Below are 14184 nucleotides of genomic sequence, written 5' to 3'. Positions count from 1 at the left end.
CACTCAGGAAGCCCTGTCGCGCGGTGGGTTTCGAGGTGGTCTCGCAGTGCGTGGGCGGCGCACACCACCTGCGCGCTCCTGCCCGTCGAGCACTGGGACCGTCTCTGGCCGCGAACCAGCAGGCCGCTTTCGTCGGACAGTTGTGCACGCCGAAAGACCTCCTCGCCCGCGACATTCGCCTGCGCAGGCTGGCGATCGGCGCTCTCGTCCTCTTCGCGATGGCTGGTGCTTACGCCTGCAATATCAGCCATCGCGATTTCTTCGTGCACCCCGAGTCGGCCATCCACTTCGCCAGCGCGACGTGCGGTGCTTCCCGGCTCGGCTCGTCCGTCCATTCGTCGAGCAGGACATCGGTCCGGGACAACGCCGAGACGGCGTGCCGGGAAACGAAATTCGCGGCGGACCTGGTGAGTGCGACCTTCATCGAGACCGACGGCAGCATGGCGTCGATCCAGTTGATCCAGTACGGCAGGAATGCCGCGCTCAGCGCTCCTGAACCGACCAGCAGCATGCGCTCGAACGTCACCTCGCCGGTGACGACGTCGACCGCTTCGAGGTCGGATGAATAGAGTTCGGGCATAGTCGCTTCCGGATCGTTGGCGCTGCCGGGAAAGGGCCTCGGGACCGGCGAGAACGCCGGCCCCGAGGCTTGCCGAGCCGGCTGTCGGCGGTCAGCAGACCTTCCTGATGGTCTTTCAGATCCCGCCGCCCGCGGCGGCGTTCCCCGCCGCGCACTGCTGCGAGGAACGCGCGGCGATGATGCTGGCCCGGATGAGGATCGGAGCCAGGGCGGGGGTGGTCGCGGCGGGCGCGGTCTTGCCGTCGAACTGGTCCAGCTCCTCAGCGGTGGTGTAAGCGGTGTAACCGCTCAGCAGACCGGTTTCGGTCATCGTGTGCATCGCGTTCTCCCATCACCGTTCGCCCGGAGGCGTTCTCTCGCGAATATGGAGCGGTCAAGCATGAGTTCAACGTTTTTAGGCAATCGCCTCGCTTAAGGGAAGGCAAGATTTTTGGTGCCGTGAAATGTTGAACGGAAGGACCTCAATTTTTATGAGCGCATCAGCTGCTGCTGCGGACAACTCGAGAATCGGACATTTGCCGCGGCCGTGTCAACCTTCGCGGATTTTCGGCGCTGAAATATTCCCGCTTCGGGGCGCTGCCGAAGTGCGGCGATGGCACTGCGGGAAACGCGCTGCTTCGGTCAGCGGATTTGCTCCGTGTGAGTGAAAGTCTGATCGATGGCCCGGATTCCGAATTGCGCGATCCAGTGGGAGTTCAGGTAGTCCGAAGTCGTGTCCCAGTCCTGCGGGCGGGTGACCTCCGCCGTGACCAGCTTGACGAAGCCGTCGCGAACGGCAGAGTCGCGAGTGGTCTGGTAGATCTCCCACAGGGCGTTGGCCCGGGAGAAGTTGAGCCCTGCCGAATGTGCCGACCGCGGATCGGTAAGCAGCGACACCGACACATCCTTGGGCAGCCGGCGCGAAACCCACTCCGCGGTGCCCGGCCCTCCTGCCTTTGCCACCGCGGCCAAACGCATGAGACACGGTGCCAGGAAGCCATTCTCGGTGATGTCGCTCTTGGGTTCCAGTTCGCCGGAGAGTTCGCCCGGTAGCACCTTCGCGCATTTCTGGTCAGCTTGGTCGGTCTTCAGATACTTCGACACGTCTGCGCGCACCGACGAGAGAAGGGCGTTGTCGCCGGTGTACTGCGCCCATCCGGCCAGAGTCTGCAGTGTCCAAGACAGATTGGAATGCATGTCGTAGAAGAGATTCTGTTCCGCGTTGCCGTCGGCGAGCCACGACTTGATCTGCTTGACCGCCTCGTCGGCCAGCGGCCGGGTCGCGCGGGTTCCCGTGGCCTGCTCGCGCGCCCTCTCCGTCTCGAGCAGCCAGGCCATTCCATATGGGCTGTCCGCGGTGTCCTCGCCGATCGAACCGTCCTGCATGTACTTCAGTTCTCGCGCCACGACGCCGGGATCGCCCGCGGGCTGTATTTGCTTCTCTGCGGCGTCGAGGTACTTCTTGTCGTGAGTGGCCAGATAGGTCGCGTAGAGGGCGTAGTGCCCGTGCGCGGCCGAATGCCAGTCGTAACAGCCGTGGAAAATCGGGCTGTCCGCTGCTATATCGTCCTTCTTTCTGGTACAATTCAGTACCGGCTCCGCCAGCTTCTTCAACATGCCGGTCCGGCTGTCCTCGAACTGCTGCCAGCTGGGCGTGGCGGGATCGGCATGCGCCACTCCGGGCAGTGTCAGCGCGGCAGCCAGTACCAAGGGAACGAGCGAGCGCCATCGGAGTGGGCGGGAAGATACGACCATGTCACATGCCTGCTTTCGGAAGAGCGGGACGGGACTGAATGCGAAGAGCGAACTGGCTCGCTGTGGCGACTGTTGCGCACTGCTCATTCTAAGGATCGTTCAACAAATCTACAATAATGTTGTACGGGGGAGTAACTCCTTCGCCGATCATGAATAATATCACGTGGCGGACGGGAAAAATGCACTGGCTTTATTCGGGTGGTGACATGGCGCTTTACGTCGTGCACACTGCGCATAAAGCTGCGGCAAGAACGCCTCGCCCCGGTCCGGGGCATGGGCATTGACGGCGGCGGAAATTCCCGTTTTCACAGCAGCCCGGTCGGCGTATGCAGGCCCCTCCCGTGCGCCGGCCGGGTGTCGACTCCCTCGCGAAATGGGGACGTGTCGCGACGGGAGCGGGCACCCGCCTTGGGATAGGCGGGTGCCCTTTCGGCGCGCGGACCGTGATGCCGGCGCAAACGCATTCGACGACGAAGTGACGGTGCCCGCATGACCCTGCCCCGAGCGGTCCTCCTCGACCTCGACGGAACGCTGATCGACACGGAAGAACTTTATCTCGAGGTCGCCGACGAACTGCTGGGCGCGCACGGCTTGACATTGAGCGAGGAGGCGCGGATCGCAGCCATCGGTTCGTCGATGGAGACGCTCGCCGCGCTCGTCCGGGCGGCTGGCCTCGACGTGCCCTCGGAGGTCGTCATCGACGACATCATGGCCGGGGTCGTGACCAGGCTCCGGGAATCGGTGCCGTGGCGAGATGGCGCTCGCGACCTCCTGGCGGCCCTGGTCGCGGCTGGGATCCGGGTCGGTCTCGTTACGATGTCCTACCGCGTGGTGGTCGATCGGGTGCTGCGGGACGTGGGGTTCGGCTTCTTCGCGGTTGTCGTGAGCGGAGACGATGTAGCGGAAGGAAAGCCCGCACCGGAAGCGTATGCGCGCGCGGCCGGCCTGCTCGGCGTCGATCCGAGCGACTGCGTCGCCGTCGAGGACAGCCAGACCGGTGCGGCATCGGCGCGAAGCGCCGGGATGTGGGTCATCGGGGCCCCGTTCTACCGTCCGCTGCCCGCGGACGCGGTCGACGAACTGTGGGACTCGCTCGTCGGACGGCGGGTCGACGACCTGATGAACAGGCCCGCGCCGGGACGTGGCCTCGCTCCCTGACATTCGCCAGCGGACGTGATTATTTCATTGCTCGCCGATGATTTATTCATTGGCTAAAAGGATGATCTTCTGGAATTTACTTGCCGTTTTCGATGTGAGATCGGCAATATGTGTTCCGGCCAAGCTGGGAAGGTTCGCGCAGCGGGTCGTCAAATTCCGTCCGAGTGATGTAAGGACTGTACGCATGAAATTCACCAGGATTGCCGCGCTCTCCGCGACGGTGGGCGTGGTCGGGTTCGCCGGAGCCGTCGGGACGGCCGGTCTGGCCAGTGCCGCCACTCAGGAACCAGTCGCTCCCAGCTCCTACGGGTACGTCCTCGGAGGGCAGGGCGACATTGTCGAGCAGGTGCTGTCGGCTAAGTACGTGTCGGCGGCGTCGCCGCGGCCGCCGGCCGCCGACCCCGCTGCGACGGCTCCGACCAATGCTCTGGCCGGAAACAAGGAGTTCAATCTTGGTTCGGGGACGTTTCTCAAGGTCGACGGCAACGCCGCGTTGTTGAAGGTCGCCACGACGGCAGACCCGGCCACCGGCGTCTCGACGGCGAAAGTCAGCGGCGGCTCCGCGACCCTCGACGCGAAGGCGGAACTCGGCGGCATCATCAGCGCGCTTCCCGTGGTTGGCCCCACCCTCCGCACAGCGGCCGAGTTTGTCGGGTTGGACACGAAAGCTGACGTCTCGCTTTCCCTGACGGCACTTGATTCGAGCTGTCAGGCCGGTCCGTCGGGCGCCAAGCCGACCGCGACCGCGACGGGCGTGAAAGCCAACATCACGGTAACGCTGCCGATCGCCGGGAAGGTTCTCGACCACGCACTGATCGATCTGGAATCGCCCCTGAACCTTGAAGTCAACGGGAAACCTTTCAGCGTCAAGAAGAACACGGTGACCCAGCTGGACGGCGGGGGCATCTCGGTCGACGCCGTCTCGGCCGGTTTCGGCAGCGAGCGGATCAACCTCGGACATGTCGAGTGCCGCCCGGGCACGCCGGCCGCGGACGCTCAGTGAGGTTCCCGGCCGTTTAGCAGCTCTGTCGGCGGACACGCTGGTGCCGTCCCTCGGTCGGGAGAATGCTGAGTCCTTCGGCATCTGATCGGCAACCGGTGGGTGAAGCGCGGCCTCGTCGAGCTTCACCCACCGCGTTCGGTTCGCGCACGCACTGGATTCACCATGTTCGCTTTTCTCCCGACGGCCCTGGCGTTGCTGGACTTCGGAGCATTGCTGGTCCGGGAGGTTCGCCGACGAGGACGTGCGGAAGACTGAGCGGACGGCAACCGCCCGGGTCCGGCGTGGGCCGGGTGGTTGCCACCGTCGCTTCGAATCGCCCGCGCAACCGGGGTTGTGCCGACCGATCAGGTGCCGGTGCCCGCGATCGCCGAGGAGTGCTGGCCGCGCGGCAGCGTAGATCGGCTCCACACCTTCCGCGGCATGCCGGGGGCCACTCGCGCGACCCGATCATATTCAGCTCCCGGTTCGCGACGAACCGTCCGTGAGTGCGTACCTGCTCGTCGTTCGAACCACGGAAGGCGCCCCGCGGCCCAGGGATCTGACCGGAAAGGCCTTCTCGCGCGTGGTCACTGGTCCGTTCCGGCACCACGCTGCGCACTCAACGTCGCCCTGGACACGTTCGGGCTCGTGATGACGAACCTGCGACTTCGACGCGCAGGCCGTCGCCGTCGCGCTCTCCACCGGCACGCACGGCACCGGTGCGCCGGGCGTGATCAGCACGGTCACGCTGCGGCGCGAAGCGTCCCTTTGTGCTCGCCGAGCAGGAACGTCCGGAGCCGCTGGAGTACAGCGATCTGCCGCACCGCAGGTCAGCGCTGGTTCACCCCGGTACCCCAAAGACCAGGTGAACCAGCGCTCCGCCAGGGGCCCGCTGAACGCGGGACGGGCCCCTGGCGGGCCTTTCCGGCAGCGCAACCCAGCCAGATCGCTTGCCGCGGGGGAATCTGAGCCTCACTGTGGACGGCGGGTGACAGGTCCACAGCGGAGCGACGCAAGGCTAACCGGAAATCCCGCAGAATTCAGCTAGCGCGCGCTATTTCTCACCCCGGCGCATCATGCGCGACATGGCAATCGGGTAACGCCTTGTTTCCTGCTGGACGCCAAGATGCATGAATACCTCATCTCGGTCAGCGGAGTTATCGCGCGGGCACCGGCTGTCCCGCGCGGATGCGGCAGTTGTTCGCGTTCTTGGTCACAGCGTCCTTCTGAAGACGCAGTAGGCCCGCGGGCGTCCGGTGTCGTCCAACACCGCGGAGAAGTCGGAGAGCATCCAGCCCTCCGCTTCCACCGCCTCGATCTGCTCCGCCCATCCGGCGACGGATCCGCTGGCCGTGAACGGGGCGTTGAACATCGCCGCGAACACAGTCCTCCCTCGGCGCGCCGCGCGGGCGGCCTCGGCGCCGACACTCGCAGCTTGCGCCCTGTTGAACAAAATCGGCATCCTCCAGTCCTCCAGAGCGCGATGTGTGCCCATGCCAGGGCCTCTCCCCGCGGTGGCGAAAGCTGTCCCAGCCCCGCTGGCGTTCGGTGGTGCGGTTTCAGCCGTCGGCGAGTCAGCGGCGGTCCTGCGTCATCGTCGGCGGCGTGGCGCGGTTTACCTTCGTCCAGGCCGGTGGCGGTTCCCGGATCCGCGATGAAGAGGCCGGGATCGGCTTGCGTGCCAAGGAGTGCGGACACGGGCTTTCCTGCGCACTAGGTCGTCCGCATGACCGGACAGTTGTCGTCGCGGTGCGGGCGACGATGGGCGGAGTGCGTGCAGGGGCGGGCTTTCGCGGGTCGGGCCGGAGAATCCGAGTGCTGTCGCTCCGGCGCCGGGCGCCTTCGCGGCCTTGGGCGATTCTGACCTGTTCGCGCACGTGTGGAGACGGGGCCTTCGCACAGCCCGGTTCCGCGCGAACCTTCGTGCCGGACCGCCGATGCCGAGCAGCGGCGCATTCCCGGTGACCGCCATCCGGTCGGCCCCTTCCGCTGAGTCCGCGCCGCACGGACTGCGTCCGGAACGGCCGTCGAGGCGAGAATCTCTTTCGCTGCCGGGAACGGGAATCTGTCATACCCGTGCGAGGGTGATATCTCCGGCCGCTCCCGGCGAAAGTCGCCCGCCAGGAAGGAGGACCCGCCGCGGGCTATGGGGGAATCACCGTCCGCGACGGGGCACCGTGATTCTAACCAGGAAGATTGCTGAGGCAACAGTGCGATCTTCACGTCTTTCGCGTGATATTGACGAGGTGTCCGGAAGGTCCCGGGCAATACCCAAGGGAATCCTCGTTCGGTCTGTCGCAGGGCGGGAGAACGTGAATGGTCCAGGTCCGGCTGCGGAATGCGCGGAGTGATCGAAGCGGGGGCGAGCGCCTTCGTCGCGCTCCCGCGGGCTCGATGGCTGCGCGCGAAGGCAGCCGGTCGCGGTGAGCCGACGGCTAGTCGTGCCCGCGCGAGCGGCCCCGCGCCGGGCAGACGTGATGACGATTCATGATTGGCGTGCTTTACTCCTTTGTGTCTGAGCGGGGAACAAGCAGTCGTCGTCGGCGGGCTGCTGATCTGAAAGACGCGCCATGGTGCCGGACCAACTGAACACCCGCGATCCGGAAGCACGGCTGTGGCGGCCGCGCAACCCGGCGAGCGGGTGCGTGCTGCGGCTGGATTTCGCCGACGTTCCGAACAGTCTCTCCGAAAAGATGGTGACCGATGTCGTTCAACCTCGCCACGATGCTCGTCGGATCGGCTGCGGCGCGACCAGACAAGCCGTTTCTGTACGCAGGGGGCCACTTGTTCAGCTATGCCGAGGTCGACGGGCTCTCCGGGAGGGTCGCCGAGTTTCTGGTGCGGCTCGGGCTCGAACCCGGCGACAAGGTCGCGGTCCAGTTGCCGAACGTGCCGGAGTTCGTCCTCGCTTACTTCGGCATCCTCAAGGCCGGGCTGGCGATGATGCCGCTGAATCCGCTGCTGACCGCCCCGGAGATCGGGCCGGTAAACCGGTGGAGTCAGGTGTTGCGGAACAGCGGTGTACACAGTGTTCCGCGCAGGATGTCGTCCAGGAGCGCGGGAAGGTTCGGGGGCAGGAGCTTCGCTCCAGGTGCGTCAGCGACCACCGGCGGGTCTGGATGAGGTTGGCTTGCTCGTTGGTGGTGTATGCCGGTGGCCGGGCGCGCATCGCGCGCTCGGTGAGCCCGGCGTGGGTTTGGTCGATGAGGAAGTCGCCGATATGCCGTGTCAGTGGGTGTTCTGTTTCCGGGGCGTCGCGGATGGCGTCAGCGACGGCAGTGTCCGGCCAGTTCACTCGACCCGATCCCCGCTCAGCTTGCCTGGCAACGACGGGTATCCCGCAACGTCAACGCCGCCTCGCAACCGCAAACCTCGCCCCGGGCTCGCCGGATCCACCTGGATGTGCGGCTGCTGCCGCCTGTGGGTCATGTGCGTTCGCGGGTGCGGAAGGTGCCGGGTGGGTGGCCGGTTTCGCGGTGGAAGAACTTGCCGAAGTTGGTGGGTTCGGTGAAGCCGAGGCGTCGGCCGATGGCGGCGACGGGCAGGTCGGTGTGGGCCAGGAGGCGTTTGGCTTCGAGGATGACGCGGGCTTCGATCAGGGTTTTGGCGGTGCGGCCGGTGGCGGTGTGGCAGGCGCGGTTGAGGGTGCGGAGCGTGTAGCCGAGCCGGGTGGCGTAGTCGCTGGCGTTGCGGGTGGCGGCGAAAGAGCGTTCCAGTTCGTGCTGGAAGCGCATAAAGGTGTCGTTCGCGGCAGGGGCGAGGTCGTCCGGCTGGGGGAGCCGGGCGATGCGCAGGATCAGCGCGCTGAGCAGGTGCCGCAGGACCTCGATGGCGATCTCGTCGGTGTCGGCGACGGCGTGGGCGTATTCGGTGGCCAGGTCGTCGATCGCGCGGGTGATGCCGGCTCGCTGGTGGGCCGGCAGGCGCAAGACGACGGGGCCGAACGGGCTCAGCAGGGCGCGGGCCGGCTCTAGCCGGGGCAGGAAGGCGGGGGCGAACAGCACCATCCGCACCTGTAGGCCGCCGTCGGGGGTGCTGGGGCGGGGCAGGCGCAGGACGCGTCCGGGCGTGACGTGGAGGAGCGTGCCCGGGGCGCAGGGGTGATCCACGAAATCGACCATGATGGTGGCCTGGCCTCTGGTGACGAGGAAGATCTGGTGGAAGTCGGTGCGGTGCACGACCGTGCGCGTTTCGGGTGAGATTCTGCCTGTCAGGCGGCCGAGGTCGACGACCTCGACGTCAAGCAAGGCTCGGTCCGGGTTGCCGAAGCTGAACTCGGCAACGGCCACGGAAGCATCGGGTTGTCCAGTTTTGACCATAGCGGTTCCCGATCTTACCTCGCCGTCCCGTCCTGTTCGGACGAACCTGGAGTCCGTCAACGCCACACCCGCGAAAAACGAAACGAGGACATGATGAACACCAAGGATCTGGTTGTGCGGGCCACCGGCGAGCTGTTCGGCGCGAAGGACACCGCCGCGGTGGACCGCTGGGTCGCCGCCGGCTACCGGCAGCACAGCTCGTTGGCGGCTGACGGTCCCGAGGCGCTGCGCGAACTGGTGGCCACCTTGCCCGAGGGTTTCCGCTACGAGCCGGCACGGGTGATCGCCGACGGTGATCTGGTCGCGCTGCACGGCACCTACCACGGCTTCGGCCCCCAGCCGCTGGTCGCCTTCGACCTGTTCCGCGTCGAGGACGGCAGGCTGACCGAGCACTGGGACGCACTGACCCCGGTGGTGGCCGACACCGTGTCCGGCCGATCGCAGACCGACGGCCCGACCACACCGGGCGACCTGCACAACACCGAGGCCAACCGGAAGCTGGTGACCGAGTTCGCGCAGAAGGTGCTCAAGGACGCCGACTACTCGGCGCTGACCGACTACATCTCCGCCGAGACCTATCGGCAGCACAACCCGGAGGCCGCGGACGGGCTGGACGGCTTCGGCGCGGCCGCCGCCGCCTGGGCCGAGCAGGGCAAGAACCTGGTCTACCGCACGATCCATCGGGTCGTCGCCGAGGGCGAGTTCGTCCTGGTGCAGTCCGAGGGCGAGTTCGGCGTCCCGGTCGCCTACTGGGACCTGTTCCGGGTCGCCGACGGCAAGATCGTCGAGCATTGGGACGTCATCGCCCCTGTTCTCGCCGAACTCCCGCACGGCAACGGCCTGTTCTAGGAAGGCGAGGAACCCGAGATGAGCGATCTGACCTATGCCGGCAAGACCTACCGGTTCACCGTCGACAACGGTGCGGTGTTCCGCAACACCTACGCCGCCGACGGCACCCGGCTGCACTACGAGGTCCTCGCCGGCCCGGCCGTCGGGGCAACCGAGAACGTCGACCTGCACGCCGCCGAGATCGCCCCAGGCGTGTTCCTGGTCGGCTGGACGGAGAAGTCGGGGATGACGGTCACCCACGCGATGAACCTCGTCACCGACACCGTTCACGCTTTTTGGACCTACTCCACCGCGCACGGCCGGGTCGGCGAACTGCACACCGGCACTCTCACCGAGCTCGCTCGCTGATCGTCGACCCCGCCACACTCCAAAGGAGCCCACAATGATCAACCGTCCATCCCTCCCCCGAACCGGAACCGCCCGGCTCCGGTCCACCAGCCCGATCGCGGTGACCGGGGCGACCGGGCAGCTCGGCGGCAGAGTCGCCCGGCGGCTGGAGGCGGCCGACTGCGCCCAGCGGCTGATCGTGCGGGACGCCTCCAGGGCGCCCGTACTGCGTAACGCCGAGGTGGCAGTGGCCGAGTACGCGGACCGCCCGGCGGTCACCGAGGCGTTGAGCGGGGTGGACACCGTGCTGATGGTCTCGGGGCACGAGGACCCGGCCAGGGTCGCCGCGCACACGACGTTCGTCGACGCGGCGGCCGAGGCCGGTGTCGCTCACCTGGTCTACATCTCTTTCTACGGCGCAAACCCCTCGGCCACCTTCACACTGGCCAGGGACCACGCGGCGACCGAGCAGCACATCCGGGCCAGCGGCTTGGCGTACACGTTCCTGCGGGACAACCTCTACGCCGACTTCCTGCCCATGCTGGCCGGGCCGGACGGTGTGATCCGCGGCCCGGCCGGCGGCGGCCGGGTCGCCGCGGTCACCCAGGACGACATCGCCGACGCGGCAACGGCCGTGCTGCGAAACCCCGGTCCGCACGCCGGCAACACCTACAGCCTCACCGGACCGCAGGCGCTGGGCCTGTCCGAGATCGCCGAGCTGATCACCAGGATCACCGGCCGGGAAACCCGCTACCAACGCGAAACCCTCGACCAAGCCAAGGCGTCCAGAGCCGCCTACAACGCCCCCGCCTGGCAACGGGAAGCCTGGATCTCCACCTACACCGCGATCGCCGCCGGCGAACTGGCCCAGGTCACCACCGACGTGGCCACCCTCACCGGCCACCCCCCGACATCCCTCGAACACCTTCTGCTCACCGGCCAACACCGCAAGTAGAACCTGCCCGGCCTGATGTCCCCAACGCGGCGCGTTCAACTGGCGCGATTGGGGTGCACGACCCTTCTGACACCTGCGCAGCGGACTCCGACCATCGACATCTCGGGCCGACGCATTCCGGCGTTCAACAATCGAACGATTACTGAATGTCCGCCCGTCGCCGCGCCGCTGAAGCCTCCATCTAGGTGGAGGTGTTCAACAACCGGTAGCTGGTCGGGCTGGTACGGGTCAGCACGAGCGACAGGAGACCGCGCGGCAGCGCGACGCGCTCGACGAACTGTGCGTGAAGGTATTCGAGGAGAAGATCAGCGGCAAGCTCGCCGTCGACGCCCCGCCCCGCGCTGACCGCCGCCATCGACTACATGCGCTCTGGCGACATGCTTACCGTGCAGGAAGTCGACCGACTCGGCCGCAACCTCCTCGAGGTCCTGCTCGTGCGACGTAGGCGTCGGCGTCGGTGGGTTCCATGTCCCACAACGGTTTCCCGAACCTGGTGCGCACCTGCTCCAGGTGCCCGACGTCCGAGCTGATCGTGCCGTCCGCAAGCCCTGCGTGATGTTCGACCTCTCCGAGATCGGTTCATCCAGACTGAGGTTGAGTCAGAACGACAGATGATCACCCGCAGGAATGGGAACGCCCTGGTCCTGGCCGGTACGGACCCTCGGGTCTCCGCCGAGGAACCCTGGAGCTCACGGGGCATCTCTTGGCAGACCCGTTTCCTCGACGTGGCGGCACGCAAGCAGCGCGGCTCACTCGTTCGAATTGTCAATGGCGCAGTGGCCGCGGGCTCGGCCGACAATGGAGGCATGTTCACCTCCGGCAATCAGGCCAGTCCGCGTCGCGGCCGTCAGGAACTCGGCGGCGGCTTGCTCGCACCCGCGGCGACGACACCGGATGCGCGGAACAACACCGTCGCTGTCGCCGAGCCCGAGGGAGATCCCACGCTGGCCTGCCACGCCCGGACCGAATAACTGCCTCTGCCGCCGTCGGCGATTTACCCGGCTCAGCGCAGGTAGGACTCAGCGTCTTGTTGTCGAGCAGCCCGGTGCCCTCTCGGGCGTCGCGCTGAGGCACGCGAGTGTGCAAGTTCCCGGTAATCGAATGAATGTCTCCTGCCGCGCGACGGCACGTTCGGAAGCGGTGTCGCTCCTTTTCAGGGCCACCCGTCGAACCTTCCGAGCCCCACTCGGACGACATGAAAATATCACCGTTTCAACGGATGAAAATGCATATCCCCGGCGGGATGGTCCAACGAATGCGAGTTGTGACGTTGCCAACACGGGTTCCGCGTGCTTAAAGTTCTCGTAAATTACGCGAAGCTCGTCGGCGCGGGGCCGATGTTTGGCAAAGGCTGAATTCCTCGGTCTTCAGGGCGAAAGAAGGCGCTTCATGGCAAACGCGATGAGACGCGTCGCGTCGACCACTCGCAGAGCGGTGTCCGTGGCGACGCTGATTGCTGCCGCCGCGGGAGGTGCGTTCGGCGGGGTCGCGTCGGCCGGTGCCCCAGCGCAGTTCCGGGAGCTTTCGGCGGAAGCCGGCACGCCGCCCGGCATGCAGTTCTCCACGGACGCGCCGCGGGCGGGGGCCAAGCCGGACAGTGTCGTGACAGTCAAGATGTCCTTGGCGCTGGCGCGGATGTCGGTCGTCGCACCGCGGCGAGGGGTCGCCGGCGGGCAGATCGAGTTCCTGCAAGGCCTTCAGCATTTCGCATCGTCGAAACTCGCCACGATCAAGCTCGACGGGTACCGGTGCGAGGATTACGACGACGCGATGGGAACCCTGCGGGTCACCGACGGTCAGCAGGACGGCCGCGACGTCGACGGTGCCGCGTTCGCGGCGTTCGTGCAGGACATCATCGCGAAGATGAGCAAGGGCTCCGACCCCGCCGCCGATCTCGCCGCATTGCGTGCTTATTCGCTCGTCGCGTCCTGTCGCTTCCGCGTCCCGTCGGACCTGGTCCGGAACATCGAGGTGGCGGGCATCGTCCAGTCCGGCGGCGGCAACGCGGCCGACATCGCGGGCCGGGCCTTTCTTCCCGTGGATCTCCCGGAAGCACCGGCCGCTCCGGCCGTCGACGGCCCGGACGACCTCGTCGTCCACGAGGGCGGCGGCCTGACCGGGACCGGCCCCAGGGACACGCTGATCAGGTGGAACATCGACGGTGCGCGAATTCCGGCCCCTACGGCCTACGTCGGCCACGACGGCAAGTGGGCGCTGCGGGTGCCGCCGGTCGTGCCTGCGGACGGCAAGCCGCACCAGGTGTTCGTCACGTCCGAGACGAGCGACGGCAAGGTCACGGGCCAGTCGGCGGGCCGCCGGCTGACGGTGCTTCCGGCCCTGGCCCGGCCGGTGATCACCGACCCCGAAGACGGCGCGGTATCGCCCGGTCAGGTGCTGACGGTCTCCGGCAGCAACGGAGCCACGGTCACCCCGGTCGACAAGAACGGCAAGCCGCTCGGGTCCCCGGCGACAATCGAGAACGGAACGGCTCGAGTCTCGCTGGACAAGAACGTGCCGCTCGGAACGGCCGTCCGGATTCGGGCGACGGACGCGGCGACCCCGGTCTCGGATGCGTTGTTCTCCGACCCGAAGACGGTTGAAGCCAGCGCGATCTCCTTGCTCTGGTCACCGTCCGCCGCGCCTGGCGGGGATCACCTGGCGACCTTCGCGATCCAGCCGGAGAACGGCGACCTCTCGTCGGTGGTGGGCAAGAAGATCACCATCAAGGCTCCGGACGGTTTCACGTTCCAGCCGATCTCGGACGAGAAATCCACGGTGCGCGGCCGCTACAACATCACGGCGAACGCCAGTGACAAGGACGGCCGGAACAACGGCGCGTGCACGTGGCTGGCCGATCTCGTTTCGGTGAGCCCGGACGGGAAGACGATGACCTTCGTCTTCCCGTCCGTGGACCCGGTGAGCCGCGACGACGTCGTCAAGAAGCTGTCCGGTGGCGACTACCCGCCGAACCAGCTTCAGGTGACGTTCCACGTCACCGCCGACGCGAACGCGACCGCGGGCGAGAAGACCGGCGGACAGGTGACGGTCGACGGTTTCGGCGCCGCTCAGTTCACCGGGCGGGTGACGACGTGAACAGCGGGAAACAGCCGCTGTTGAGTGCGGGCGAACCGCGGCCGCCGTTCCGAAGACCGGGGACACGCCGGTCTCCAGGACCGCATCGCTGACCGCACGACGGTCAGTCAGCTGAAGAGGTTTTCCGCAATGATGCGGGTACAGTAATTCAATTCCATGCTGGATATGGATTTGTCTTTCTTCGAGA

15 protein-coding genes and 1 pseudogene are annotated in these 14184 nt (G+C 66.7%); 10 read left to right on the top strand and 6 right to left on the bottom strand.

Features of this window, described 5'->3' with window-relative positions; translation table 11 throughout:
• Nucleotides 1-23: 23 nt before the first annotated feature.
• Nucleotides 24-215, top strand: a pseudogene (locus tag EIZ45_RS47695) (hypothetical protein); the annotation flags it as partial.
• A gap of 14 nt (nt 216-229) precedes the next feature.
• Here EIZ45_RS47695 and EIZ45_RS46985 read toward each other — a convergent pair.
• The 3 genes from EIZ45_RS46985 to EIZ45_RS29100 all read right to left on the bottom strand — a co-directional run bounded on the left by EIZ45_RS46985 (nt 230) and on the right by EIZ45_RS29100 (nt 2236).
• On the bottom strand, nt 230-580 hold the full coding sequence (locus tag EIZ45_RS46985) for a hypothetical protein (protein ID WP_183123040.1): 351 nt from the start codon (nt 578-580) through the stop codon (nt 230-232).
• A gap of 115 nt (nt 581-695) precedes the next feature.
• Nucleotides 696-899 (bottom strand): LxmA leader domain family RiPP, encoded by a 204-nt coding sequence (locus EIZ45_RS29105; protein WP_101438547.1) that lies wholly within the window; start codon nt 897-899, stop codon nt 696-698.
• A 302-nt stretch (nt 900-1201) separates the two neighbouring features.
• Nucleotides 1202-2236: a DUF2891 family protein gene (locus EIZ45_RS29100; protein WP_158242525.1), complete on the bottom strand. Its 1035-nt coding sequence runs from the start codon at nt 2234-2236 to the stop codon at nt 1202-1204.
• Between the two features lie 567 nt (nt 2237-2803).
• Between EIZ45_RS29100 and EIZ45_RS29095 the strand changes: the two genes are divergently transcribed.
• Nucleotides 2804-3472: an HAD family phosphatase gene (locus tag EIZ45_RS29095; protein ID WP_134667142.1), complete on the top strand. Its 669-nt coding sequence runs from the start codon at nt 2804-2806 to the stop codon at nt 3470-3472.
• A gap of 61 nt (nt 3473-3533) precedes the next feature.
• Complete coding sequence (locus EIZ45_RS29090; RefSeq protein WP_134667140.1) at nt 3534-4475, top strand: hypothetical protein; 942 nt, start codon at nt 3534-3536, stop codon at nt 4473-4475.
• Between the two features lie 1192 nt (nt 4476-5667).
• Here EIZ45_RS29090 and EIZ45_RS29085 read toward each other — a convergent pair.
• The gene (locus EIZ45_RS29085; RefSeq protein WP_134667137.1) at nt 5668-5916 is read right to left on the bottom strand and encodes a hypothetical protein; all 249 of its coding nucleotides are present in this window, start codon (nt 5914-5916) and stop codon (nt 5668-5670) included.
• A 1241-nt stretch (nt 5917-7157) separates the two neighbouring features.
• Between EIZ45_RS29085 and EIZ45_RS29080 the strand changes: the two genes are divergently transcribed.
• Nucleotides 7158-7577 (top strand): AMP-binding protein, encoded by a 420-nt coding sequence (locus EIZ45_RS29080; RefSeq protein ID WP_240690812.1) that lies wholly within the window; start codon nt 7158-7160, stop codon nt 7575-7577.
• A gap of 302 nt (nt 7578-7879) precedes the next feature.
• Here EIZ45_RS29080 and EIZ45_RS29075 read toward each other — a convergent pair whose 3' ends face one another.
• A complete protein-coding gene (locus EIZ45_RS29075) occupies nt 7880-8743 on the bottom strand; it encodes a helix-turn-helix transcriptional regulator (RefSeq protein WP_158242526.1) in 864 nt (287 codons plus the stop codon).
• 123 nt (nt 8744-8866) lie between these two features.
• On the opposite strand from EIZ45_RS29075, the gene EIZ45_RS29070 reads away from it, so the two are divergent.
• Genes EIZ45_RS29070 through EIZ45_RS29060 form a run of 3 tightly spaced genes read left to right on the top strand, consistent with a single transcriptional unit; the run spans nt 8867 to nt 10904 of the window.
• Entirely contained in the window at nt 8867-9622 is a 756-nt protein-coding gene (locus tag EIZ45_RS29070; RefSeq protein WP_205670155.1) for a nuclear transport factor 2 family protein, read from the top strand.
• 18 nt (nt 9623-9640) lie between these two features.
• Nucleotides 9641-9970, top strand: coding sequence for an adenylate cyclase (locus EIZ45_RS29065; RefSeq protein WP_101438553.1), 330 nt, complete (start codon nt 9641-9643; stop codon nt 9968-9970).
• 34 nt (nt 9971-10004) lie between these two features.
• A complete protein-coding gene (locus EIZ45_RS29060) occupies nt 10005-10904 on the top strand; it encodes an SDR family oxidoreductase (RefSeq protein ID WP_101438554.1) in 900 nt (299 codons plus the stop codon).
• A gap of 181 nt (nt 10905-11085) precedes the next feature.
• Here the strand turns inward: EIZ45_RS29060 and EIZ45_RS46535 are convergent, their stop codons facing one another.
• Nucleotides 11086-11259, bottom strand: coding sequence for a hypothetical protein (locus EIZ45_RS46535; RefSeq protein ID WP_205670154.1), 174 nt, complete (start codon nt 11257-11259; stop codon nt 11086-11088).
• Nucleotides 11260-11266: 7 nt separating this feature from the next.
• Between EIZ45_RS46535 and EIZ45_RS47690 the strand changes: the two genes are divergently transcribed.
• The 3 genes from EIZ45_RS47690 to EIZ45_RS29045 all read left to right on the top strand — a co-directional run bounded on the left by EIZ45_RS47690 (nt 11267) and on the right by EIZ45_RS29045 (nt 13997).
• Nucleotides 11267-11434 (top strand): hypothetical protein, encoded by a 168-nt coding sequence (locus tag EIZ45_RS47690; RefSeq protein ID WP_369333437.1) that lies wholly within the window; start codon nt 11267-11269, stop codon nt 11432-11434.
• Nucleotides 11435-11515: 81 nt separating this feature from the next.
• Nucleotides 11516-11875, top strand: a complete 360-nt coding sequence (locus EIZ45_RS29050; protein ID WP_134667133.1) for a hypothetical protein — start codon at nt 11516-11518, stop codon at nt 11873-11875.
• A 418-nt stretch (nt 11876-12293) separates the two neighbouring features.
• Nucleotides 12294-13997 carry a hypothetical protein gene (locus EIZ45_RS29045; protein ID WP_134667131.1) on the top strand — a complete coding sequence of 568 codons (1704 nt, stop codon included), beginning with the start codon at nt 12294-12296 and terminating at the stop codon, nt 13995-13997.
• The last annotated feature ends 187 nt before the right edge of the window (nt 13998-14184 follow it).

The sequence above is a fragment of the Amycolatopsis sp. CFH S0740 genome (assembly GCF_004522315.1).
In the GTDB taxonomy this organism is placed as follows: domain Bacteria; phylum Actinomycetota; class Actinomycetes; order Mycobacteriales; family Pseudonocardiaceae; genus Amycolatopsis; species Amycolatopsis nivea.
Note: the sequence above shows the minus strand (reverse complement) of the source record. Positions and strands in the feature narration are given on the sequence as shown.